This window comes from Cupriavidus sp. DB3 (genome assembly GCF_020418465.1).
In the GTDB taxonomy this organism is placed as follows: Bacteria; Pseudomonadota; Gammaproteobacteria; order Burkholderiales; family Burkholderiaceae; genus Cupriavidus; species Cupriavidus cauae.
The window spans coordinates 697117-720802 of record NZ_JAIZPL010000003.1 but is presented as its reverse complement, the minus strand read 5'-3'; the positions used below and the strand labels follow the sequence as shown (position 1 = coordinate 720802).

General features: G+C 67.7%; 21 protein-coding genes. 3 read left to right on the top strand and 18 right to left on the bottom strand.

The features are described 5' to 3' along the window. Positions 1–15 precede the first annotated feature (15 nt). The 14 genes from lepA to K7G19_RS12730 all read right to left on the bottom strand — a co-directional run bounded on the left by lepA (position 16) and on the right by K7G19_RS12730 (position 14028). Positions 16–1809 carry a translation elongation factor 4 gene (gene lepA / locus K7G19_RS12795; protein WP_150082691.1) on the bottom strand — a complete coding sequence of 598 codons (1794 nt, stop codon included), beginning with the start codon at positions 1807–1809 and terminating at the stop codon, positions 16–18. A gap of 449 nt (positions 1810–2258) precedes the next feature. Then, positions 2259–3740, bottom strand: a complete 1482-nt coding sequence (locus tag K7G19_RS12790; protein ID WP_149317037.1) for a DegQ family serine endoprotease — start codon at positions 3738–3740, stop codon at positions 2259–2261. 158 nt (positions 3741–3898) lie between these two features. Next, positions 3899–4972, bottom strand: a complete 1074-nt coding sequence (locus tag K7G19_RS12785; RefSeq protein WP_226107549.1) for a MucB/RseB C-terminal domain-containing protein — start codon at positions 4970–4972, stop codon at positions 3899–3901. Positions 4973–4980: 8 nt separating this feature from the next. Further along, positions 4981–5619, bottom strand: coding sequence for a sigma-E factor negative regulatory protein (locus K7G19_RS12780; RefSeq protein WP_226107547.1), 639 nt, complete (start codon positions 5617–5619; stop codon positions 4981–4983). A 108-nt stretch (positions 5620–5727) separates the two neighbouring features. Further along, entirely contained in the window at positions 5728–6327 is a 600-nt protein-coding gene (gene rpoE / locus K7G19_RS12775) for an RNA polymerase sigma factor RpoE (protein WP_006578764.1), read from the bottom strand. Positions 6328–6500: 173 nt separating this feature from the next. Beyond that, a complete protein-coding gene (locus K7G19_RS12770; RefSeq protein ID WP_226107545.1) occupies positions 6501–6980 on the bottom strand; it encodes an FUSC family protein in 480 nt (159 codons plus the stop codon). Between the two features lie 28 nt (positions 6981–7008). Further along, positions 7009–8241, bottom strand: coding sequence for a beta-ketoacyl-ACP synthase II (gene fabF, locus K7G19_RS12765; RefSeq protein WP_226107543.1), 1233 nt, complete (start codon positions 8239–8241; stop codon positions 7009–7011). 298 nt (positions 8242–8539) lie between these two features. Then, entirely contained in the window at positions 8540–8779 is a 240-nt protein-coding gene (acpP, locus tag K7G19_RS12760) for an acyl carrier protein (protein ID WP_006577662.1), read from the bottom strand. A 138-nt stretch (positions 8780–8917) separates the two neighbouring features. Continuing rightward, positions 8918–9667: a 3-oxoacyl-ACP reductase FabG gene (fabG, locus tag K7G19_RS12755; RefSeq protein ID WP_053822165.1), complete on the bottom strand. Its 750-nt coding sequence runs from the start codon at positions 9665–9667 to the stop codon at positions 8918–8920. A gap of 55 nt (positions 9668–9722) precedes the next feature. Beyond that, positions 9723–10655, bottom strand: a complete 933-nt coding sequence (fabD, locus tag K7G19_RS12750; RefSeq protein ID WP_149317032.1) for an ACP S-malonyltransferase — start codon at positions 10653–10655, stop codon at positions 9723–9725. A 99-nt stretch (positions 10656–10754) separates the two neighbouring features. Continuing rightward, positions 10755–11735: a beta-ketoacyl-ACP synthase III gene (locus tag K7G19_RS12745; RefSeq protein WP_149317031.1), complete on the bottom strand. Its 981-nt coding sequence runs from the start codon at positions 11733–11735 to the stop codon at positions 10755–10757. Positions 11736–11867: 132 nt separating this feature from the next. Then, a complete protein-coding gene (gene plsX / locus K7G19_RS12740; protein ID WP_149317030.1) occupies positions 11868–12947 on the bottom strand; it encodes a phosphate acyltransferase PlsX in 1080 nt (359 codons plus the stop codon). A 174-nt stretch (positions 12948–13121) separates the two neighbouring features. Beyond that, entirely contained in the window at positions 13122–13301 is a 180-nt protein-coding gene (gene rpmF / locus K7G19_RS12735; protein WP_006577657.1) for a 50S ribosomal protein L32, read from the bottom strand. A 133-nt stretch (positions 13302–13434) separates the two neighbouring features. Further along, complete coding sequence (locus K7G19_RS12730) at positions 13435–14028, bottom strand: DUF177 domain-containing protein (RefSeq protein ID WP_226107541.1); 594 nt, start codon at positions 14026–14028, stop codon at positions 13435–13437. A gap of 258 nt (positions 14029–14286) precedes the next feature. Here K7G19_RS12730 and K7G19_RS12725 point away from each other — a divergent pair, with 258 nt between their 5' ends. Further along, positions 14287–14946: a Maf-like protein gene (locus tag K7G19_RS12725; protein ID WP_370639533.1), complete on the top strand. Its 660-nt coding sequence runs from the start codon at positions 14287–14289 to the stop codon at positions 14944–14946. A 41-nt stretch (positions 14947–14987) separates the two neighbouring features. Beyond that, the gene (locus K7G19_RS12720) at positions 14988–15719 is read left to right on the top strand and encodes an SAM-dependent methyltransferase (RefSeq protein ID WP_149317027.1); all 732 of its coding nucleotides are present in this window, start codon (positions 14988–14990) and stop codon (positions 15717–15719) included. A gap of 182 nt (positions 15720–15901) precedes the next feature. Here K7G19_RS12720 and K7G19_RS12715 read toward each other — a convergent pair whose 3' ends face one another. The 4 genes from K7G19_RS12715 to K7G19_RS12700 all read right to left on the bottom strand — a co-directional run bounded on the left by K7G19_RS12715 (position 15902) and on the right by K7G19_RS12700 (position 19416). Next, the gene (locus tag K7G19_RS12715; protein ID WP_226107537.1) at positions 15902–17116 is read right to left on the bottom strand and encodes a S49 family peptidase; all 1215 of its coding nucleotides are present in this window, start codon (positions 17114–17116) and stop codon (positions 15902–15904) included. Between the two features lie 118 nt (positions 17117–17234). Then, positions 17235–17687, bottom strand: a complete 453-nt coding sequence (locus K7G19_RS12710) for a Rieske 2Fe-2S domain-containing protein (RefSeq protein ID WP_150082695.1) — start codon at positions 17685–17687, stop codon at positions 17235–17237. Next, positions 17680–18339 (bottom strand): HAD-IA family hydrolase, encoded by a 660-nt coding sequence (locus tag K7G19_RS12705; RefSeq protein WP_226107535.1) that lies wholly within the window; start codon positions 18337–18339, stop codon positions 17680–17682. Before K7G19_RS12705 ends, K7G19_RS12710 begins: the two co-directional genes overlap by 8 nt. Before the next feature lie 54 nt (positions 18340–18393). Then, a complete protein-coding gene (locus K7G19_RS12700) occupies positions 18394–19416 on the bottom strand; it encodes an RluA family pseudouridine synthase (protein WP_226107533.1) in 1023 nt (340 codons plus the stop codon). 838 nt (positions 19417–20254) lie between these two features. Between K7G19_RS12700 and K7G19_RS12695 the strand changes: the two genes are divergently transcribed. After that, complete coding sequence (locus K7G19_RS12695) at positions 20255–23560, top strand: Rne/Rng family ribonuclease (protein ID WP_226107531.1); 3306 nt, start codon at positions 20255–20257, stop codon at positions 23558–23560. The last annotated feature ends 126 nt before the right edge of the window (positions 23561–23686 follow it).

Below are 23686 nucleotides of genomic sequence, written 5' to 3'. Positions count from 1 at the left end.
TTGCCGTCCGGCGCGTCATTTCTCTTCCACCTGCAGGATGGCCAGGAACGCTTCCTGCGGAATTTCCACCGTGCCGACCTGCTTCATGCGCTTCTTGCCGGCCTTCTGCTTTTCCAGCAGTTTCTTCTTGCGCGAGATATCGCCGCCATAGCATTTGGCCAGCACGTTCTTGCGCAGCGCCTTGACGTTTTCCCGCGCGATGATGTTCGAGCCGATCGCCGCCTGGATGGCGACGTCGTACATCTGGCGCGGAATGATCTCGCGCATCTTCGCGGCAACTTCGCGGCCCCGGTATTGCGAATTGGAACGGTGCACGATGATCGAGAGCGCATCGACCTTGTCGCCGTTGATCAGGATATCGACCTTGACCACATCGGAAACGCGGTACTCCTTGAACTCGTAATCCATCGACGCATAGCCGCGCGATACCGATTTGAGCCGGTCGAAGAAATCGAGCACGATCTCGGCCATCGGAATCTCGTAGGTCAGCTGCACCTGCTTGCCGTGGTAGCTCATGTTGACCTGCGTGCCCCGCTTCTGCGTGCACAGCGTGATCACCGAGCCGACGTAATCCTGCGGCATGTACAGGTTGACCGTGACGATCGGTTCCAGGATCGCGTCGATCTTGCTGGGGTCGGGCATCTTGGCCGGGTTCTCCACCTGCGCCATGGTGCCGTCGCGCATCTGCACCTGGTAGACCACCGTCGGCGCGGTGGTGATCAGGTCCATGTCGAACTCGCGCTCGAGCCGCTCCTGCACGATCTCCATATGCAGCAGGCCGAGGAAACCGCAGCGGAAGCCGAAGCCAAGCGCCTGCGAGACCTCGGGCTCGAACTGCAGCGAGGCATCGTTCAGGCGCAGCTTCTCCAGCGATTCGCGCAGCGCCTCGTACTGGTTGGCCTCGACCGGATAGAGGCCGGCGAACACCTGCGGCTTGACTTCCTTGAAGCCCGGCAGCGGCGCCTCGGCCTTGCGCGTCACCGTGGTAATGGTGTCGCCGACCTTGGCCGCCTTCAGTTCCTTGATGCCGGCGATCACGAAGCCCACCTGCCCGGCCGACAGCGCCTCGCGCGGAATCGACTTGGGCGAGAAGATGCCGACCTGCTCGACCAGATGCTGCGAGCCGTTGGCCATCAGCAGCACCTTGTCCTTGGGACGCAGCGTGCCGTTGACCACGCGCACCAGCATCACCACGCCGACGTAGTTGTCGAACCACGAATCGATGATCAGCGCCTGCAGCGGCGCGTCGGGGTCGCCCTTGGGCGGCGGCACCTTGGCGATCAGCGCCTCGATCACGTCCTCGACGCCCTGGCCGGTCTTGGCCGAGCACGGGGTCGCGTCATGCGCGTCGATGCCGATCACGTCCTCGATTTCCTGGATCGCGTTGTCGGGATCGGCCTGCGGCAGATCGATCTTGTTGAGCACCGGGACGACCTCGACGCCGAGCTCGATCGCGGTATAGCAGTTGGCCACGGTCTGGGCCTCGACGCCCTGCGAGGCGTCGACCACCAGCAGCGCGCCTTCGCAGGCGGACAGCGAGCGGCTGACTTCGTAGCTGAAGTCGACGTGTCCCGGCGTGTCGATCAGGTTCAGGTTGTAGAGCTTGCCGTCGCGCGCCTTGTAGCTCAGCGCAGCGGTCTGGGCCTTGATCGTGATGCCCCGCTCCTTTTCGATATCCATCGAATCCAGGACCTGGGCCTCCATTTCGCGGTCGGAAAGGCCTCCGCACAGCTGGATGATGCGATCGGCCAGGGTCGATTTCCCGTGGTCGATATGGGCAATGATCGAAAAGTTACGGATATGGTCCATCGGTTGGTCAGGGGAGCGCCGCGGCAGCGCATTGGCAACGGGCGATGGCGACGTACGCGCATCCGGCCGCGGCACAGCATGTCATGGGCGGAGGGACGGGCGGCCCGCCGGGCGCGCCTGGGCCCGGCCGCAGGTTGGTGGCGCGCTTGGGTCCGACCGTTTCACAGGGTCGGCGGCTTTCGCGCCAGACGGCGATTTTACCGGATTTTCAAGGGGGTCCCGGTGCTCAATCGCAGAGCGAAGCGGGAAAATGCCGTGGCAACGACGGCGGCATCGATATCGCGGTCGTCCGGGCGCAGAAAAGCGCCCTGGACCGACCGCGAAGTCCGCCCGGAAAGGCGCCGGCGCCCCGCTTTCGCGGGGACGGCCGCAGCGCATATCTGGGGCGTTTTTTTCGCGCCAGTCGGCCTCGGTCCGACTCGCCCCCCTTCAACCCGACTCGGCCTGCCTCAGCGTGCGCCGCCGTTCGGGCGCAGCGTCAGCACCTGGGTGGCGTCGCCGCGGCGCACGAAGACCGCCGCCATCCGGCTCTTGTCCAGGCCGCGCACCAGTTCGTTGAACTGGCGGGCGCTGGTCACATCGGTGTCGCCCAGGCGCAGGATCACGTCGCCCGGACGAATGCCGGCACGTGCCGCGACGCCTTCGGCCGCCTGGACCTCGACGCCGGACTTGATCTTCAGCTCGCGCAACCTGGCCTCGGACAGATCGCCGACCACCAGTCCCAGCGCATTGGGCTTGGCGCCCGCCGCGCCGTCATCGCCCGGCGTGGTGCCGGCGCGCGGGCGCGGCTTGGCATCCGGCTCCAGCTCCGCCACCGTGATGGTGACCTCGCGGGTCCCGCCCTTGCGCCACAGCTGCATGGGCACGCGCGTACCCGGCTTGGTCTCGCCGACCAGGCGCGGCAGGTCCGAGGCGCGTTCGATATCGCGGCCGTTGAACTTCAGGATGATGTCGCCCGCCTCGATGCCGGCCTTCTCCGCCGGACCGCCCGGCTCGACGCTGCCGACCAGTGCACCGCGCGCCCGGCCCAGGCCCAGCGAATCGGCGACTTCCTTGGTGACGTCGCCGATCGCCACCGCGATACGGCCGCGCGTGACCTTGCCGGTCGACTTCAGCTGCTCGCTGACGCGCAGGGCCTCGTCGATCGGAATCGCGAACGAGATGCCCATGTAGCCGCCGCTGCGGCTGTAGATCTGCGAATTGATGCCGATCACCTCGCCGCGCAGATTGATCAGCGGTCCGCCCGAGTTGCCGGGGTTGACCGCGACGTCGGTCTGGATGAACGGCAGGTAGTCGCCGGTGTCGCGCCCCTTGGCCGAAACGATGCCGGCGGTCACGCTGTTGTCCAGGCCGAACGGCGAGCCGATCGCCAGCACCCATTCGCCGACGCGGATCTTGTTCGAATCGCCCATCTGCAGGCGCGGCAGGCCATTGGCATCGACCTTCAGCAGCGCGACGTCGGTGCGCCGGTCGGTGCCGATCAGCCTGGCCTTGAACTCGCGCTTGTCGGGCAGCGTGACGTAGATGGTCTCGGCGTCGGCGACCACGTGGGCGTTGGTCATCACGTAGCCGTCCTGGCTGATGATGAAGCCCGAGCCGACGCCGCGGCTCTGCTCCTCGCCCTGCGGCGGCTGGCCGCGGCGCGGCGTCCCCGGCGGCGTCGGCGCGCCCGGCATCGGGATGCCGAAGAAGCGCCGGAAGAACTCGGCCATCTCCTCGTCCTCGGGCGTCATGCCGCGCGAACGCACGCGCTCGGTGGTGCGGATATTGACCACGGCCGGGCTGACGCGCTCCACCAGGTCGGTGAAGTCGGGCAGGCTGTAATTGGAAGCGGTGGCCTGCGCATGGACCGGCGTGGCCAGCATGGGACCCGCCGCCAGCACGGCGGCCAATGCCATGGTCCTGGCCACGGCGTAATAGTTTGACGACATGGTCGACTCCCGCGAGTTCAGCGTAACAGGGTAAGCAAGCCGGGGCGTCCGGTCCAGTCAGGGCCAGCCCGAAGGGTGTCCACGCAACCGTGCGGAGAACATCCGAAGAATTGCCCGGCGTGTGCAGGCGGGCGCGCCGGCGCGCGCCGCATCCCGGCTCAGCGTGGCTTGGGCGCGCGGTATTCCACCGCGGCCGCGAACTGCTTGACCGTGGCCGCCGGCACCTCGCCGACGACGGTGATCCAGAAATCGGCGACCTTGCGCACCACCACCTGGGTCGCGCCCAGCGAGGCAACGCCCTCGCGGCGCACCCGCTGTTCCGATACCGGTTCGATGAATACCGACAGCCCGGTCAGGCCATCGCTGTAGACGACCTGCAGCACCTCGAACACCTGTTCGCGGCCGCTGCCTTGCGCGCTGCGCAGGTCGCCCAGCGGGCGACGGACCTCGCGAATCTTCTGGAAACCCTTGACCGGCACCGTGATCAGCCAGCCCTCTTCGGCGATATTGGCCGGCTGGTAGTTGATCTCGTAGCGCTGCCAGTTGGCGGCGCTCTTGATCGCGCCGAGGATCTTCTGCTTTTCGGACGGCACGCCGATCTCGATCTGCGAGAACGCGACCTGCTCGAGCACCTTGCCGCCCTCGCCGATGGTCTGCGCACGCATCAGCAGGCCGGAATGCTTCTCGGCCCAGAGGCGGACCGCATAGCGGGCGCCGTCGTGCGGCACCAGCGAGAAGACTTCGCATTCCATGCCCGCCACGCGTTCGGGCGACAGCCTGCGCATCTCGTAGAGATCGAGCACATCGCCCTTGTTGGTGGCAAGCAGTGCCGGGAAACGGTCCTTGGCGTCCTGGCGCTCGACCACCACGAGCTTGGCTTCGGGGATCAGGCTATGGACGATGTCGTTCTGGCGCAGGACCTCGCGCGGCTTGCCGTCGAGCGTCTCGAGCCGCTCGTACTCGTTGTGCACCAGGTCGCTGAAATGCTGGATGCGCGAGGCATGCATCACGCTGCCACGCTGGTAGATCAGAGTACCGACGTAGTTTTCGCGCTGCGCGGCGCGGTGGATCTTGCCAAGCCAGGCCGCGGCATCGCGGCGCGCCAGCGTGGGCTCGGGCGTCTGTGCCGTCGCCACCGCGGCCGTCAGGCACAAGGCGAGAAAAAAGGACCTCCTCAGGGCCCTTATTCCTTGTGCGCCCGCTGCATGGGCGGGCGCCCATCCTTTTTGCATGTCCGGCATTATTCCTGCGTGTTGTCCTGAGAGAAGCTTGCACTATTGGCGACGTTGCGCATGGTCGGCACCATGGCGTTGGTCGTCACGGACACCCGGTGAGCCCGCAGGTACTCGTCCAGGCGCGGATCGCGGATCATCTGGCCGGCATCGGCGGCGACGGTCAGCACGCCGGTGGCCTTGGGCGCCGCGGGGACGCCTTCACTGGTGCTGGCGACGATGGCGCCGGGCGCGGCCGGATCGGCATCGCGCATTTGCGGCACCACCACCCAGCTGACCGCCGCGACGGCGGCCGCGATCGCGGTGCCCGGCATCACGCGGCGCACCCACGACGGGCGCAGCAGCAGACGGTGGCGGCGTACCGGCGCATCGGCCAGCGCGGCCGGCGCCAGCAGATGCGGCTCGTCTTCGAGACGGCTGGCGAAGCGCGACACGAAGGCCGCGGTCGAGCCGGCATGGGCCAGCTCCTCGGAACGCAGCGTATCGCCGATCAACTGGAACACCGACCATTGCTCCTGGCCCGGCTCGCTTTTCGCGAGCGCCAGCACGGCCTCGAATTCATGCGGCGCCAGTTCGCCGTCGATCAATGCGGAAATCTGCTCCGCTGCCTCGGGCGCATGAACCGATTGCCTGTGAGCCTGACCCATTTCCAACCCCTCGATAACCATCGAACACCGAACAATCCCGTCACAATACTGTCGCTTCTCGATGCAGGAGCAGGCTGCAACGCTGGCCGCACGACATGTCTTTGACTTCTACCACCGCTTGCCTTCTGCCGTTCCCAGCAGCGGGCGTAATTTTTCCGCAATCGCTTCGCGTGCCCGGAAAATGCGCGATCTGACCGTACCGATCGGACACCCCATCGCTTCGGCGATTTCCTCGTAGCTGAGGCCTTCGATCTCGCGCAGCGTGATGGCGGTTCGCAATTCCTCCGGCAGGGCCTCCATGGCGCGGTTGACGGTGTCTGCCACCTGGCGCGTATGGAGCATCGACTCCGGCGTATTGATATCCCTTAGTTGCTCACCATCCGCAAAAGTTTCAGCCTCTTCGGCATCGATGTCGCTGGACGCCTCGGGCCGGCGGCCCTGCGTGGCCAGGTAGTTTTTGGCCGTGTTGACAGCGATCCGATACAGCCAGGTGTAGAACGCCGATTCCCCGCGGAATTGGGGCAAGGCGCGATATGCCTTGATAAAGGCATCCTGCGCCACATCCTCCACTTCAGCGGGGTCCCTGACCAGACGCGAGATCAACCGGATGATCTTGCGGTGGTATTTGGCCACCAGCAGTTCAAAGGCCCGCTTGTCGCCCTGCTGGACGCGTTCAACAAGGAGCTGGTCGGCTTCGCGTTCGCTCACGAATAGTTCACCTGCAGTGTATCTCTTGGTATCGCTGTCAAAACAAACGTTGTATTTTACCTACGCCGCACCCCGCGAAACCGCCGCGGAGCGAAAAGCGTATTGACAGCCGGGGCGAATGCCACCGGGCGTCAGTATGCATTAAGCGGCACCGCTTGGGCCGCCGATCGTGTTCAAAGCGGCCCAGAGGACGCATGCAGCGCCCGCAGCATCGCTCGCCGGGAGGCACCGGAGGCGCTGTCCCGATCGTCCGGAACGCCACCGCTGCCCATCACCAGCACGGGCGGCACGGCGGCTTGCCCGGACTCCACAGGCGCCAGCCGAAGCACCGCGGCAACCCCGCCCAACTGCCAGCACGCCACCACGCGGGCCCTCACCTGGCCGCCGTCGGGCAACGCGACGACGATCCGAGCCGCCGAACCGCCCGGCGCGACGCCGGCAAGGCGGCATGCCGCCGCCCGCCACGCCCCTCGCCAGGTACGGCCACCCGACAGCATGGCAGCCACTGCCAGGACCGCCCAACACAGCGGCGCCGTCTCGCCCGCCGCCCAACCCTGCCCTGCCCGCCACAGCAACCACAGCAACGCGGCAAGCTCGCAGCCCAGGAACGCCGCCAGCAGCCAACGCTGCGGATGACGTCCCCGGGACAGCAAGCAAGGGAGGGGCCGGCGGGCGCCGGCTTCAGGCACGACGGAAGACGAGCGTGCCGTTGGTACCGCCGAAGCCGAAGTTGTTCTTGACGGCCACGTCGATCTTCATCTCACGCGCGGTGTTCGGCACGTAATCGAGATCGCACTCGGGGTCCTGATTGAAGATATTGATCGTCGGCGGCGCGACCTGGTGATGCAGCGCCAACACCGTGAAGACCGACTCCAGGCCGCCGGCGCCGCCCAGCAGATGGCCGGTCATCGACTTGGTGGAGTTCACCGCGATCTTGTAGGCGTGCTCGCCGAAGGCCAGCTTGATCGCGTCGGACTCGTTCTTGTCGCCCAGCGGCGTCGAGGTGCCGTGCGCGTTCAGGTAGTGCACTTCGTCCGGGTTGACGCCTGCGTTCTTCAGCGCATTGACCATGCAGCGGCGCGGACCGTCGGTGCTCGGCGCCGTCATGTGGAACGCGTCTCCGCTCATGCCGAAGCCGGACAGTTCGGCGTAGATCTTCGCGCCGCGCGCCTTGGCCGACTCGTACTCCTCGAGCATCATCACGCCGGCGCCTTCGCCCAGCACGAAGCCGTCGCGATCGACATCCCACGGACGCGAGGCGGCTGCCGGATCGTCGTTGCGGGTCGACAGCGCCCGCGCTGCGGCGAAACCGCCGATACCCAGCGGCGACACGGTCGATTCCGCACCGCCGGCGAGCATCGCGTCGGCGTCGCCCGCCTCGATCAGCCGCGCGGCCAGGCCGATGCTGTGCAGCCCGGTGGTGCAGGCGGTCACGGCGGCCAGGTTCGGGCCCTTGAGGTTATGGTTGATCGACAGGTGGCCGGAGATCATGTTGATGATCGAGCCGGGCACGAAGAAGGGCGAGATCCGGCGCGGGCCGCGGTTGGTCAGCTCCGCGTGCGTATCCTCGATCATGGGCAGGCCGCCGATGCCCGAGCCGACCAGCACGCCGATGCGATCGGCGTTGGCCTCGGTCACTTCCAGGCCGCTGTCGCGCAGGGCCTGGGTGCCGGCCGCGATGCCATAGTGGATGAAGGTATCCATATGGCGCGCTTCCTTGGCCGGGATGTAGTCCTCGACGTTGAAGCCCTTCACCTCGCCGGCGAAATGCACCGCCAGCGCGGAATGATCGAATTTGGTGATGGTGGCAATGCCGGACTTGCCGGCAACCAGATTGGCCCAGCCTTCGGCAACCGTGTTTCCGACCGGAGACACAAGGCCGAGCCCGGTGACGACGACGCGACGACGGCTCACTATGATTTCCTACGGGTGGATGAGGCAAGGCGGAACGGGCGGCAGCCCGCGGCACCGTGAAGGCGCCATGGCGATTCCGCCGCGCCGGCGGACCGGCGCATCGGCCAACATGCCGGCCGGACCGACGGACCCGATCCGGGGCCGGCAGCGCGGCGGCACGATGGCCGCTGATGGAGCCAGGTTCAGCTCCACCGCAACTCCGCTTGCTCGAACAAACGAAAGCCACAGAAAACGGCACAACGGGATCTGACGACCCCTTCGCCCGTTTTCTGTGGCCCGGAATCCGGATACGACAGGCTTACGCCTTGACGTGCGCCGAGGCGTAGTCGATGGCCTGCTGCACGGTCGTGATCTTTTCGGCTTCCTCATCGGGAATTTCCATGCCGAATTCATCTTCCAACGCCATCACGAGTTCAACCGTGTCCAGCGAGTCGGCGCCGAGGTCGTTCACGAACGAGGATTCGTTCTTGATGTCGGCTTCGGCGACGCCGAGTTGCTCTGCCACGATCTTCTTGACGCGTTGTTCGATATTGTCCATTTAGCCCTCCAGGGAAGTTCGACAAAAAAGTGGGCGCATTTTAGCAGGTTTGGCCCGTGAAAATGCCGTCCGCAGTCTTTCGCAAGAAATGCGCCCGTTCTTCTAAAAAAGGGGGTGACGCCAAGGCGTCGCGCCCCCTCAGTTCATATACATGCCACCGTTGACATGCAGCGTGGTGCCGGTCACATAAGCCGCCTGCGGACCGGCCAGGAAAGCCACCGCATTGGCGATGTCCTCCGGCTGACCGAGCCTGCCGAGCGGAATCTGGGTCTTGAGCGCGGCATGCTGCTCTTCCGACAGCACCTTGGTCATATCGGTATCGATAAACCCCGGTGCGACGCAATTGACGGTGATGTTGCGGCTGCCGATCTCGCGGGCCAGCGCCCGCGTCATGCCTTCCACGCCCGCCTTGGCCGCAGCATAGTTCATCTGGCCCGGATTGCCGGTCGAGCCGACCACCGAGGTGATGTTGATGATGCGTCCGCCGCGGGCCTTCATCATCGGCCGCAGCACACCGCGCGACAGGCGGAATACCGCCGTCAGATTGGTGTCGATCACCGCGCTCCAGTCCTCGTCCTTCATCCGCATCGCCAGCTGGTCCTGCGTGATGCCGGCATTGTTGACCAGGATATGGATGCCACCGTGATTCTTGACGATCTCGTCAATCAGCGCCTCGCAGCGCGCCGCGTCGTTGACGTCGAGCACCGCGCCGGCGCCCTTGAGCTGCTCGGCGGCCAGGTATTCGCCGATCGCGGCGGCGCCCTTCTCGCTGGTGGCCGTGCCGATCACCAGCGCGCCCTGCCGGGCCAGTTCCAGTGCGATCGCGCGGCCGATGCCGCGCGAGGCGCCCGTCACCAGCGCGACCTGATTGTCCAGGGTCTTGCTCATCCCGTTATTTCTCCTTGTTCGCTTGGCCTAGCCGTATCCGTTTGCCGTACGCGAATCAGCCGCGCACCAGCGCCAGCGTGTCCTGCAGCGAGGCCGGATCGACGATCGCGCCGCCGACCAGATTGCCGTCGATGCGCTTGGTCAGGCCGGCCAGCACCTTGCCCGGGCCGCATTCGATCACATGCGTGACGCCGTCGGCGGCCATCTTCTGCACCGACTCGACCCAGCGCACCGGCGCCGCGGCCTGACGCACCAGCGCGTCCTTGATCGCCTCCGGATCGTTGACGATCGCCACGTCGACGTTGTTGATCAGCGGGATCGACGGCGCCGAGAACGTGAGGCCCGCCATGCGTTCGCGCAGGCGGTCCGAGGCGGGCTTGAGCAGCGACGAATGGAACGGCGCCGAGACCGGCAGCGGCAGCGCGCGCTTGGCGCCCTTGGCCTTGGCGATTTCGCAGGCCTTTTCGACCGCCGCCTTGGCGCCGGCGATCACCACCTGCGCCGGGGCGTTGAAGTTGACGGCTTCGACCACGCCGGCGGCCGAGGCCTCGGCGCAGGCGGCGCGCACGTCGTCGTCGGACAGGCCGAGAATCGCGGCCATGCCGCCCTCGCCCACCGGCACTGCCTCCTGCATCGCCTGGGCGCGGAAACGCACCAGCGGCACGGCATCCGCAAACGGAATCACGCCGGCGGCGACCAGCGCCGAATACTCGCCCAGGCTATGGCCGGCCACCAGCGCCGGGGCCGGCCCGCCGGCCTCGCGCCAGGCGCGGTAGATCGCCACCGCGGCGGTCAGCATCACCGGCTGGGTATTGGTGGTCAGGTTCAGCTCTTCGGCCGGACCTTCGGCGATCAGGCGCGCCAGGTCCTGGCCGAGCGCGTCGGACGCTTCCTGCAGCGTCGCGCGCACCACCGGGTTGTCGGCGAAGGCATTGAGCATTCCGACCGACTGCGAGCCTTGGCCGGGGAAGACGAATGAGAATTTCATCGGTTTCCGATCGGTTTGAAAATGGAATCGCCGGTGCGCCATCACGCATCCGGTCGCGCAGCGGCTGCCGCGCGCCGATGCCGGGCACCGGCCTGCGAATTACATGCGCAGCAGCACCGCGCCCCAGGTGAAACCGCCGCCCACGCCTTCCATCAGCACGTGGTGGCCGGGGCGGATGCGCCCGTCGCGCACCGCGACGTCGAGCGCCAGCGGAATCGACGCGGCCGAGGTGTTGCCGTGCTCGTGCACGGTCGCGATCATGCGCTCGAGCGGCAGGCCCAGCTTCTTCGCGGTGCCCTGCATGATGCGGATATTGGCCTGGTGAGGAATCAGCCAGTCGAGCTTCTCGGCCGGGAAATCTGCCGCGGCCAGCGTTTCGCGCGCGACCTTGTCGAGCACGCTGACGGCGAGCTTGAACACCGCTTGGCCATCCATGTGCAGGAAGGCATTGCCGGTGATATTGCCGGCCGCCACATTGCCCGGCACGCACAGGATATCGACATGGCTGCCGTCGGCGTGCATCGCCGAGGACAACACGCCGGGCTCGTCCGAAGCGGTCAGCACGACCGCGCCGGCGCCGTCGCCGAACAGCACGCAGGTGGTGCGATCGTTGAAGTCGAGAATGCGCGAGAACACTTCGGCGCCGATCAGCAGCACGTTGCGATGCGAGCCGCTGCGGATGAACTTGTCGGCGGTGGCGAGCGCATAGGCGAAGCCCGAGCACACCGCCTGCAGGTCGAACGCCGCGCAATGGTTGGTGATGCCGAGCTTCTGCTGCACCAGGCAGGCGGTACTCGGGAACACGTAGTCCGGCGTCGAGGTGGCGACGATGATCAGGTCGATCGACTGGCGATCGATGCCGGCCGCTTCCAGCGCGCGCTCGGCGGCCTTGACCGCCAGGTCGCTGCTGGTGACATCGGGCTCGGCCCAGTGGCGCGCCGAGATGCCGCTGCGCGAGACGATCCACTCGTCGCTGGTCTCGATGCCCTTCTCGGCCAGCTGCGCCGCGAGCTCGTGATTGGTGACGCGCCGCGGAGGCAGGTAGCTCCCCGTGCCGATGATTTTTGCGTAGCTTGTCATGTGGTGTCGGATCGTATTGCCGGACTCAGCGCGACCCCGCCGCGGCGGCATGCCGGCCTGGCCGGTGCTGGCGCGCGGGGCGTGGGACCAGGGGCACCGGCGTCGCCGCTGCCTGGGTGATGCAGGGCAGGATCATGCGGCGTGTGCGCTGCGACCCGCGTCCGGCGGGTCCGTCTCCTGGCCCGCGGATGCGGTGCCCGCGGTGCTCGTCTTGTTGGCGAACGCCTGCGAAATACGGGCGATGACGCCATTCCTGGCCGCATCATACCCGCGTTTGATAGCCCACTCAAAAGAGTGGGCATCGGCGGAACCGTGGCTCTTGATCACCAGGCCGCGCAGCCCGAGCAGCGAGGCGCCGTTGTAGCGGGCGGGATCGAGCCGCCGCGCCAGCCGCGTCAGCACCGGCATCGCGATGCCGGCCAGCAGCTTGGTGAACCAGGAGCGGGTGAATTCCTCCTTGATCATGCTGCCGATCATCTTGGCCAGGCCTTCGGTGCTCTTGAGCGCCACGTTGCCGACGAAGCCGTCGCACACCACGATGTCGGTGGTGCCCTTGAAGATGTCGTTGCCCTCGACGTTGCCGTAGAAGTTCAGCTCCGAGGCGCGCAGCAGCTCGCCGGCGCGCTTGACCACCTCGTTGCCCTTGATCACTTCCTCGCCGATGTTCAGCAGGCCGACCGTCGGGTGTTCCTTGTGGTCGACCACTGCCACCATGGCCTCGGCCATGCGGGCGAATTGCAGCAGATGTTCGGGTTCGCAGTCGGCATTGGCGCCGAGGTCCAGCACCGTGGTGCCCCAGCCCTGCTCGTTCGGGATCGTGGTGGCGATGGCCGGGCGCTCGATGCCTTCGAGCGTCTTGAGCACATAGCGCGACACCGCCATCAGCGCGCCGGTGTTGCCGGCCGAGATGCAGGCGTCGGCGCGGCCTTCCTTGACCTGGGTCACCGCGACGCGCATCGACGAATCCTTCTTCTTGCGCAGCGCGACCTCGACCGGGTCGTCCATCGTGATCACTTCGGTGGCGGCCACCACGGTCACGCGCGGATGGTTCTGCGCGTGCAGCTTCCTGAGCTGCGGCTCGATGGCATCCGGCCGCCCCACGAGCACCATCTCGGCATCCTCGTGGGCGGCAAGAAAACTGATCGCCGCCGGCACCGTCACGGACACGCCGTGATCGCCGCCCATGCAGTCGATAGCGAGTTTGATCGTCATTGTTTGCTGATGCGCGAGGCGCCGAATCCGCGCTGCGGTGGCCTCGCAGGGAAAGCGGCGCCAGCGTCCACGCTTGCCGCGCCCAACAAAAAAGCGGCAAGGAGTTTGCCGCTTCTTTGTATGTCTTCTACCTGCAAGCGCGTGCGGGACGCAGCGTCACGCCGAGCGAATGCTTCAGTCGTTCTTGGTCTTGACGACCTTGCGGCCACGGTAGTAGCCGTTCGGGCTCACGTGGTGGCGCAGGTGCGTCTCACCCGTGGTCGGCTCGACTGCCAGCGGCGCGACGGACAGGTGATCGTGCGAACGATGCATGCCGCGCTTGGACGGCGACTTCTTGTTCTGTTGAACAGCCATGATGACTCCTTGGAGAATTTGCGGATATTAACACACGCATCCCGCACGAGGCGTAGCCGGGCCCGGCCGGATGCTGATTACGGGTACGACGCTTTTACTGCCGAAGCGCGCCGCCGCGGACCATGTCCGGGCGTCAGTGCTTCGTCTTCAGACTGGCCAGCGCCGCGAAGGGCGATGGCCGCTTTTCTTCCTGCTCGTCCTCGGGTTCCGGCTCGACGCTGCCGTCGGTGCCGGTCACCAGGCTCTCGTGCACCGCCGGACAGACCTCGTGCTTCGGCGCCACCGGCAGCGACAGCAGGATCTCGTCCTCGATCAGCGCCAGCAGATCGAACCGGCGCGAGCCCGCGATGACATCGATCTCGTCGTCGTCCATCGGCGCGGCGTCGGCCTCGGCTTCGCTGGCCACCACCTCGAAGCGGGTCGCGGTCGAGATCGGCTCGGCGTAGACCGCCAGGCAACGCTGGCAGTTCAGCCACATGCTGCCCTGCACCGCCAGATCGAGAAACAGGCGCCGGCGCGCCGGCTTGCCGGGCTCGGCCGCTTCGTCCTGAGTGGAACCGCTCATGGTGTAGCGGAACACTTCGTCCGGGGCCGAGGCTGGCGCTTCGGCGGAGGTCTCGGCTATGATGCGCGGCAATTCACGCGCCGCGATCTCGCCGGCCGCCGAGCCCGAGGACCGGCAGAACTCGAAGAGATCGAACGCTTGCAAGTCGATGGGCTGAGTCATGTCGCTGAGTGCGCCTCTGTACCTTGTACCAAGCTGGCGCTGGCAATGCTGCTGAACGCTGGTCCTGTCGCCGCCGCAACCGTCGAGTGACGAGGCCGCCGCACAAAGTCCAAATCGAGCGGACTTTGGCACCTGCAGGACACCACGCGGCGGATGCCTGCGCGGTAAAACGCGTGATTATACGTCGAAATCTCCGCCGCGGTCAAAACCGAACGCGCTTTGCCCGTTGCGCATTCCTCTTTCGCTTCAAACACTTATATGTCTTCCGCTGTGACACGCGATGCGGCGCCCGGTGCGGCGCCCGAAGTGGCTTCCCACGCGGCACCGGCCGCGGTTCCCAGGCTGATTCTCGGTTCCAGCTCGCGCTATCGCCGCGAACTGCTGGAGCGCCTGCGCATTCCGTTCGAGATCGACGTGCCGGACATCGACGAGACGCCGCTGCCGGGCGAGACACCCGAGGCGACCGCGCTGCGCCTGTCGCGCCGCAAGGCCGAGGCGATCGCGGCCCGCCACCCCGGCGCGCTGGTGATCGGCTCCGACCAGGTCGCCACGCTGGACGGCACGCAGGTCGGCAAGCCCGGCTCGCACGAGCAGGCCCTGGCGCAATTGCGCTGGATGCGCGGCCGCACCGTGACGTTCCATTCGGCCCTGTGCCTGCTCGACGGCCGCAGCGGCGAGGTCCAGCTGGAGGACGTGCGCACCCAGGCGACCTTCCGCGAGCTGGATGACGACGAACTGGAAGCCTATCTGTGGCTGGAGCGGCCCTATGACGTGGCCGGCAGCGCCAAATCGGAGGGACTCGGCATTGCGCTGCTGTCGCGCGTCGAGTCCGACGATCCGACCGCGCTGGTCGGCCTGCCGCTGATCGCGCTGACCAGCATGCTGCGCCGCGCCGGCTATCCCTTCTTCAAGGCCTGATTCCCCGGACCTTCCTTCTTCGCTGTCGAGGACATCCGCACATGAGCGGCACGCTATACCTGATTCCCAACACGCTCGGCAAACGCGACGAAGCCGATCCGCTGCCGGCCGTGATCCCGGCCGACGTGCAGCAGATCGCCGCGAGCCTGGACTACCTGGTCGCGGAAAACGCCAAGACCGCGCGCGCCTATCTGAAGAAGCTCGGGCAGACCTGTCCGCTGGCGCGGCCGATCCAGCAGATCGAGATCCGCGAGCTGAACGTCAATACGCCCGAGGCGGCGCTGGCGGAACTGCTGGCCCCGGTGCTGGCCGGCCGCGACGCCGGCCTGCTGTCCGAGGCCGGCGTGCCGGCGGTGGCCGACCCCGGCGCCAATCTGGTGCGGCTCGCCCATGCGCGCGGCGTGCGCGTGCGGCCGCTGGTGGGCCCGAGTTCGATCCTGCTGGCGGTGATGGGCTCCGGGCTCAATGGCCAGAGCTTTGCGTTCAACGGCTATCTGCCGGTCGATCCGGCCGAGCGCACGCAGCGCCTGCGCGAACTGGAGCAATGGTCGCGCAAGCACCGGCAAACCCAGGTCTGGATCGAGACGCCGTATCGCAACGATGCGCTGCTGGCGGCGCTGAAGGCCAGCTGCGCCGGCACCACGCTGCTGTCGATCGCGGTGGACCTGACGCTGCCGAGCGAGACCATCGTCACGCAGCCGCTGTCGGCCTGGCAGCCGGGCCGGCTTGAACTGCACAAGCGGCCGGCGATCTTTTCGATCCTGGCGGCTTGAGCGGCTGGCCGCGCCGTCCGGCAGGCCTTGGGGCCGCGCCGAGGGGGCCGGGGAGCCGGGGAGCCGAGGAGCGGGCAGCCGGGGCCGGGCCAAGCAAGCCCAGAAGCACGCAGGCCACCAGGCCGGGAGCCGGCGAGCAAGCCGCGCCGCGCGCGGTACGCGAGCGCCCCCTGGCGATCGAATCAATACAGCGACTGCACCCGCGAGCTCCACATCAGCGTCTTGGCGGCCGCGGTGCCGACCGCGGCGCCGAAGCGCTTGGCCACGCGTTCGGCGATGTTCTCCTTGACCGTGTAGTCGACGATGTTCTCGGCCTTCAGCACGTCGCGCGCCACCGATTCGGCGCTGCCCAGGCCGTCGGCCAGGCCCAGCTCGATGCTGCGCTCGCCCGACCAGAACAGGCCGGAGAACAGCGTCGGATCGTCCTTCAGGCGGTTGCCGCGCCCTTCCTTGACCACCGCGATGAACTGCTCGTGGATCTGGCGCAGCATCTGCTCGGCAAAGGCCTTCTGCTGCGGCGACTCGGGCGAGAACGGGTCGAGCATGCCCTTGTTGGCGCCCGAGGTGTACAGCCGGCGCTCGACGCCGAGCTTGTCCATCAGCCCGGTAAAGCCGAAGCCGTCCATCAGCACGCCGATCGAGCCGACGATGCTGGCCTTGTCGACATAGATCTTGTCCGCCGCGGCCGCCACGTAATAACCGCCCGAGGCGCAGATCTCCTCGACCACCACATACAGCGGCTTGGACGGATGCAGCGAGCGCAGGCGCTGGATCTCGTCGTTGATGATGCCGGCCTGCACCGGCGAGCCGCCGGGCGAGTTGATCTTCAGGATCACGCCGGCGGCGTTGGCATCGGCAAAGGCGGCCTGCAGCGAGGCATTGATCGATTCGGCGCTGGCCGGCGTGCCGGCGGCGATCTCGCCCTCCAGCGTGACCATCGCGGTATGCCGGCCGCTGGTGATGGCGCCGTCGGGCTTGAAGTCGAACAGCGAGAACAGCACCAGCGCGACCAGCGCGAAGCCGGCAAGACGGAAGAAGATCTTCCAGCGGCGCGCGGCCCGCTGCTCGCGCAAGGTCGCCATCAGCACGCGCTCGAGCACATCGCGCTCCCAGCCGGCGCCGGTCTTGACCGGCCCCGCCGACTCGCCCTTGAGCCGCGCCTTGCGCTCGACCGACTCGCGGCGCGCGGCGGCCTCGGCGTCCCTGACCTCGGCCTCGAGCGGATAGTCGGCGTGGGGCGCGGTTTCAAGCCGCTCGCCGGGCTCGTTCCCGCCCTCACGCCGGACCTCGCTTCGGCCCTCGCTTCCGCCCTCTCGCCGGCCCTGGCCCTCGTCGTGGCGACCCGGTTCGGCATCCGGCTCGTTCGGGTTCACCGGCGGTTTGTTCTGGTCTGTCATGCAAATACTCTCGAACGGGTGTCACCGCGCAAACATCGTTGCGCAGGCGGCCCCGAGGATTTCCTCGGTCAAATCGCGGTTCTCGGGGTTTCCGATGCGCGGTCGCGGCTTCCGCCGCCTACGGCACCGGCGGTGGCGACGGCGACGCCGGCGGATCGTCGTACGGCGACTCCGGTATCCAGTAGACGGCGCCGTCGCGCTCTTCGACCCGCAGCTTGGCGAGCGAAGCGCCGCGGCACGGTCCGCCGACGCACAGTCCGCTGTCGGGCGCATAGATCGCGCCATGTGTGGCGCACATCAAGTATAGGCCCGACGATTCGAAAAAGTGGCCTTCCTGCCAGTCGAGCTCCATCGGCACATGGGCGCACTGGTTCAGATAGCCATGCACCGCGCCCTCGTAGCGCACCGCGAAGGCGCCGATCTCGCGGCCGCCGATCGCGACCGTGAAGCGCACGCCGACGCCGCCTTCGGCCAGCTCGTCGGCCGCGCACAGCCGGCGCGCGCCGGCCGGCACAGCCGGCGTGCCCGCCGCCGAGCCGGGTCGATCGGGTCCGGGACCGGCATCAGCCATGGGTATGCAGCCAGTCGTGCAGGTCGGCGATCGAGCTGGCGCAGTGCAGCGGCGTCATCGCCCGCAGCGAATCGGCCGGGTGGGCGCCATAGCAGACGCCGATGCCGTGGGCGCCGGCGTTGACCGCCATCTGCAGGTCGTGCGTGGTGTCGCCGATCATCACGGTGCGCCCCATCTCCTGGCCCAGTTCGCGCGTCAGCTCGTGCAGCATTGCCGGATGCGGCTTGGAGAACGTCTCGTCGGCGCAGCGCGTGGCATCGAACAGCGCCGTCAGGCCGGTGGCGGCCAGTGCCCGCTGCAGTCCGACGCGGGTCTTGCCGGTGGCCACGCCGAGGAAATAGTGCTGGGCCCGCAGCGCCTGCAGCATCTCCAGCGCGCCGTCGAACAGCACCAGCTCGGCGTCGCGGGTCAGGAAGTGATACCGATAACGCTCGGCCAGCTTCGGATAGTCGACCGGGTCCAGCGTCGGGATCGCATATTCGAGCGCGTCCCTCAGCCCGAGTCCGATCACGTGGCGGGCGGCGTCCTCGTCGGGCACCGGCAGGCCAAGGTCGCGGCTGGCAAGCTGGATGCATTTGGCGATGGTCGGAGTGGAATCCATCAGGGTTCCATCCCAGTCGAAGACGATCAGGTCGAAGCGTTGCCGGGCCATGGGGGTTCTCGATCGAAAAAATTGGGCCGCCGAGGTGACGATGACGTCATCCGGCTAGGGGGCGTGGGTCGTAGACGCGTGGCCGGCCTGTCCCATCTGCTTCAGCTGGCGCAGGAAGGCTTCGCACTCGTCCGGCAGCGTCGCACTGAGCGTCAACGGCTGGCCGGTACCCGGATGCACGAACGTCAACCGGTGCGCGTGCAGGAACATCCGCTTCAGGCCCGGCTTGGCGCCAGCGCGCGCCAGTGCCTTGTTCAGCGCGAAGTCGCCGTACTTGTCGTCGCCGACGATGGGAAAGCCCAGTTGCGCCAGATGCACGCGAATCTGATGGGTGCGGCCGGTCTTGAGCTCGGCCTCCAGCAGCGTGTAGCCGGGGAAGGACGCGACACGGTTGAACACCGTATGGGACGGCTGGCCATCGGCCTGCACGCGCACGCGGCGCTCGCCGTCCGGCGTGGTGTACTTGAACAGCGGAAAGCGGGCGTGCTGGCGGTTGTGGCCGAATTCGCCGGCGACGCAGGCGAAATAGCGCTTGTCCATCGCGTTGTCGCGGATCTGCTGGTGCAGGTGCACCAGCGCGGCGCGCTTCTTGGCCAGCAGCAGGATGCCGGAGGTTTCGCGGTCGAGCCGGTGCACCAGCTCCAGAAAGCGGGCCTCGGGGCGCGCTTGGCGCAGCTGTTCGATCACGCCGAAGGCCACGCCGGAGCCGCCATGCACCGCCACCCCGGCCGGCTTGTCGATCACCAGCAGATGCGCGTCCTCGAACAGCACCGGAAACGAGGCCGCGGGCACGTAGACGTCGGCCGCCGCCGTCGCCGACATCCGAAGTGGCGGAATGCGCACAACATCGCCCAGCTTCAGCCGGTAGGTCGCATCGACGCGGCCCTTGTTAACCCGTACCTCGCCGGAGCGCAGGATCCGGTAGACATGGCTCTTGGGCACGCCCTTGGCGACCCGCAGCAGGTAGTTGTCGATACGCTGACCGTCGGCGTCTTCCCCGATGGTCACATACGCCACCTGGGGCGCATCCGTGCCGGATCGCACCTCTTTTTCAATTCGATGGCGTAACTCATTCATTTTCAAATATAATTTCCGCGCTACCCCGGCCATAGCCGGCAGCGCAAGCGGTGTAAGCGAATTGTCGCATTTTACACTTCGGGTCACCGCTGGCCCGGCCCGGTCCCCCGCCATCGCGTAATCCGCAGGCGCCGGACGGGCAAATGGCGGTACAGGCCGACAGCTCCGCTGGCAGCCTACAGCAGTAAATAAAGTAACAAGCAGCACGCACGGTACCGGCTGTGCGCAGGAAAACCGCCCAAAGGCGGGTTCGGCGCGGACGCGGTCACGTGGGAGCAGAGTGTTCAGGTAGAACAGAATTTGAAGGCGGATGCCAATACGGCATTCGCTTCGGTGAGAGAAAGTCCCGCCGCACCGGAAATCGGTGCCGGCCGGTTGCCTGGCCCCTCGCCTGATCGACGACATGGTGACAATCGCGGCGCCCGGTCGCAGAACTCCAACAAGCAGCAGGTGCGCCTGCCTTGTCGGTCGCTCAGGTCGTGGTGGCATGCCGCCGCGTCCGACAACCTTGCTCTTTGACGCGTCCTGGCCGTTCGTGGCCGGCCCCGGTGCGAGCCGAAGCGCAAGCGGCATCCTGTCGTCGCTGCCCTCCCCCGCACCCCGGCCTCCGTCCGATATCGCCGCCTGACCCTGCGCGCAGCTCGCGCATGGCGGGCATGGCGGTCCGAACCCCGCGCAGCGCGCCGACGTCTCTCTCTTTCACCCGTGCCCAGCCGGCGGCTTGCATTCGCCCCGGCGCCTTCGGCAATTCTCACGCCACCTCTCGCTTCCTCGCGTGCTTTCGAAACGCCGCGCGGCACTACCGGTGCCGGCCGCGGCATTGGAACGAGGGTTTGCGATGAAACGCATGCTGTTCAATGCGACGCAGCAGGAGGAATTGCGCGTCGCCATCGTCGACGGTCAGAAACTGATCGACATCGACATCGAGACCGCCGGGCGCGAGCAGCGCAAGGGCAATATCTACAAGGGCGTGATCACCCGCATCGAGCCGTCGCTCGAAGCGTGTTTCGTCAACTACGGCGAAGAGCGCCACGGCTTCCTGCCGTTCAAGGAAGTGGCCCGTGCCTACTTCAAGGAAGGCGTCGACGTGCGCAACGCGCGCATCCAGGATGCGCTGCACGAAGGCCAGGAACTGATCGTCCAGGTCGAGAAGGAAGAGCGCGGCAACAAGGGCGCGGCGCTGACCACCTTCATCTCGCTGGCCGGCCGCTATCTGGTGCTGATGCCGAACAACCCGCGCGGCGGCGGCGTGTCGCGCCGCATCGAGGGCGAGGATCGCCAGGAACTGCGCGAGACGATGGGCCAGCTGACCGTCCCCGACGGCATGAGCATCATCGCCCGCACCGCCGGCATCGGCCGCTCGGCCGAGGAACTGCAGTGGGACCTGAACTACCTGCTGCAGCTGTGGAAGGCCATCGACGGCGCCGCGCTGGACAACAAGGCGCCGCTGCTGATCTATCTCGAGTCGAGCCTGGTGATCCGCGCGATCCGCGATTACTTCCAGCCCGACATCGGCGAGATCCTGATCGACACCGACGACATCTACGAGCAAGCCCGCGCCTTCATGAGCGTGGTGATGCCCGACAACATGAACCGCGTGAAGAAGTACCGGGACGACGTGCCCCTCTTCTCGCGTTTCCAGATCGAACACCAGATCGAATCCGCGTATTCCCGCATGGTGATGCTGCCGTCGGGCGGCGCCATCGTGATCGACCACACCGAGGCCCTGGTCTCGGTCGACGTCAACTCGGCGCGCGCCACCAAGGGCGCCGACATCGAGGAAACCGCGCTGCGCACCAACCTGGAAGCGGCCGACGAGATCGCCCGCCAGCTGCGCCTGCGCGACCTGGGCGGCCTGATCGTGATCGACTTCATCGACATGGAGTCGAACAAGGCGCAGAAGGACGTCGAGACGCGCCTGAAGGACGCGCTGCGCCATGACCGCGCGCGCGTGCAGATGGGCAAGATCAGCCGCTTCGGCCTGATGGAGCTGTCGCGCCAGCGCCTGCGTCCGTCGCTGTCCGAGGGCTCGCATATCACCTGCCCGCGCTGCAACGGAACCGGCCATATCCGCGATACCGAATCGTCCGCCCTGCAGGTGCTGCGCATCATCCAGGAAGAGGCGATGAAGGAAAACACCGCCGCGATCCACTGCCAGGTCCCGGTCGAGGTCGCCGCCTTCCTGCTGAACGAAAAGCGCCAGGACATCAACCTGATCGAGCTGCGCTTCAAGGTCAACGTGCTGCTGATCCCGAACAAGCATCTGGAAACGCCGCACTACAAGCTCGAGCGGCTGCGCCACGACGATCCGCGCCTGGAAGAGAGCACGGCCAGCTACCGCATGGCCGAGGCCGCCGCCAAGGAACTGGAGGCGGACACCAGCTACAGCAGCCGCAAGAAGGAAGACGCCAAGCCGCGCCAGGAAGCCGCGGTCAAGGGCATCACCCCCGAGCAGCCGGCCCCGGTTTCGGTGCCGCGCCCCGAGCGCGCCCCGCGCCAGGAAGCCCCGGCCGCCAAGCCGGCCGCTCCGGCAGCGCCGACGCAGCCGATCGGCAGCGGCGGCTTCATCGCCTGGCTCAAGGGCCTGTTCGGCGCCCGTCCGGCGCCGGCTCCCGTGCAGCCGGCCAAGCCCGCCGCGGCGGAAGCCCGCACCGGCGGCAATGGCGAAGGCGGCCGGCGCGAGCGCGGCCAGCGTGGCGAACGTGGCCAGCGCGGTGAACGCGGCGAGCGCACGGAGCGTGGCGACCGCGCAGAACGTGGTGAGCGCGCCGAACGCGGCGAGCGCCAGGCCGCTCGTGGCCAGCGTGCGGAACGCGGCGAGCGTGGCGCCGAGCGCGGTGAGCGTGCCGAACGCGGGGAACGTGCGGAACGCGGCGAGCGCGCCGAACGTGGCGATCGCGCCGAGCGTCAGCCGCGCCAGCCGCGCCAGGGCGAGGCGCAGCCGGCGCAGGCCGAAGCCCGCCAGCCGGACGCCCTGCAAGGCGAACGTGGCGAGCGCACCGAGCGCAGCGAAAACCGTCGCGAACGCAACCAGGAACGCCGCGAGCGCCAACGCGACCGGCAACGTGAGCGCAGCGAGGCGCGCGCCCCCGACGCCGACCAGGCCGACCTGGAAGCCGGCGTGCCGACCCAGCCGCTGCCGGTGGCCGCACTGACCGACGAGGCTGGTGCCGTCCGCGCCGACCTGCCGGAAACCGCCGATACCGCCGAAAACGGCGAGGGCGAGGAGCGCCGCCGCCGCAATCGCCGTGGCCGCAACCGCTATCGCCGCGAGCGCGAGGAAGGCGCCACCACCGAAACGTCCGAGACCGCCGACGCAGAAGGCGCGGAAGGCCAGGCCGAGAACGCCATCGCCACCATGCCGGCCACCGGCCAGGCCCTGGCCGAGGCCAGCGAGGCTGCCGACGTCACGCCGGTGCCGGTCGCCGCGGTCGCGGCTGCCGAAGCCGAAAGCGCGGGCGTCGCACCGACCGCCGCGATGCCGACCCAGGCCGTGCCGGCCCAGCCGGCCCCGGCTCCGGTGATCGCCGCCGAACTGGCCCCGGGCAGCTCGGCCGCCACGCAGGTGTCGCCGGCCGAGGCCGTCGCCCCGACCGCCCCGGCGCCGCAGGCGCCTGCCACGGCAGCCGCCGAGGCAGTGCCCGCGCAAGCGGCTACTGAAGCAGCCACCGAAGCAGCCACGAAAGCGTTGGCCGACGTGACGTCCGAGGTCGCCATGCCAGCCACGCCGGCCCCGGCCGCCGAGGCCGTGCCGCAACCAGCCGAGGAAACGATCGCCCAGCCGGTCGCCCAGCCGGTCGCTCAGCAGACCGTCGAGGCGGTCAGCGCCCCGGCAGCGCAGCAGCCGCAGGCTGCCCCGGCGCAGGCCCAAACCCAGGCCCCGGCCCCGGCCGCAGCAGCCGCACCGCTGTCGGCCGACGCGCTCGAGCCGATGCTGAACGCCGCCGGCCTGCAGTGGGTGCACACCGACAGCGCCAAGTACCGTGCCGCGCAGGAAGCCGCTGCCCGCATCGTGCCGGCGCCGCGGGTGCCGCGCGAGCGCAAGCCGCTGCCGCCGCTGCCGCAGGGCCCGATGGTGCTGGTCGAGACCGGCGGCCGCGAGGTCACCATGGACTCGCAGCAGCAGTCCGCCGCGCAGCAATAGGCGCGAATAAGCGCGAACAAGCGCGACGATAGCCCCATGGTCTCCGCGAAAGCGGGGACTCCGAGGGCTCTCAACGACGCTGGCTTCCCGCATGCGCGGGAACGACGCGATCCAGGGGGACGGCAC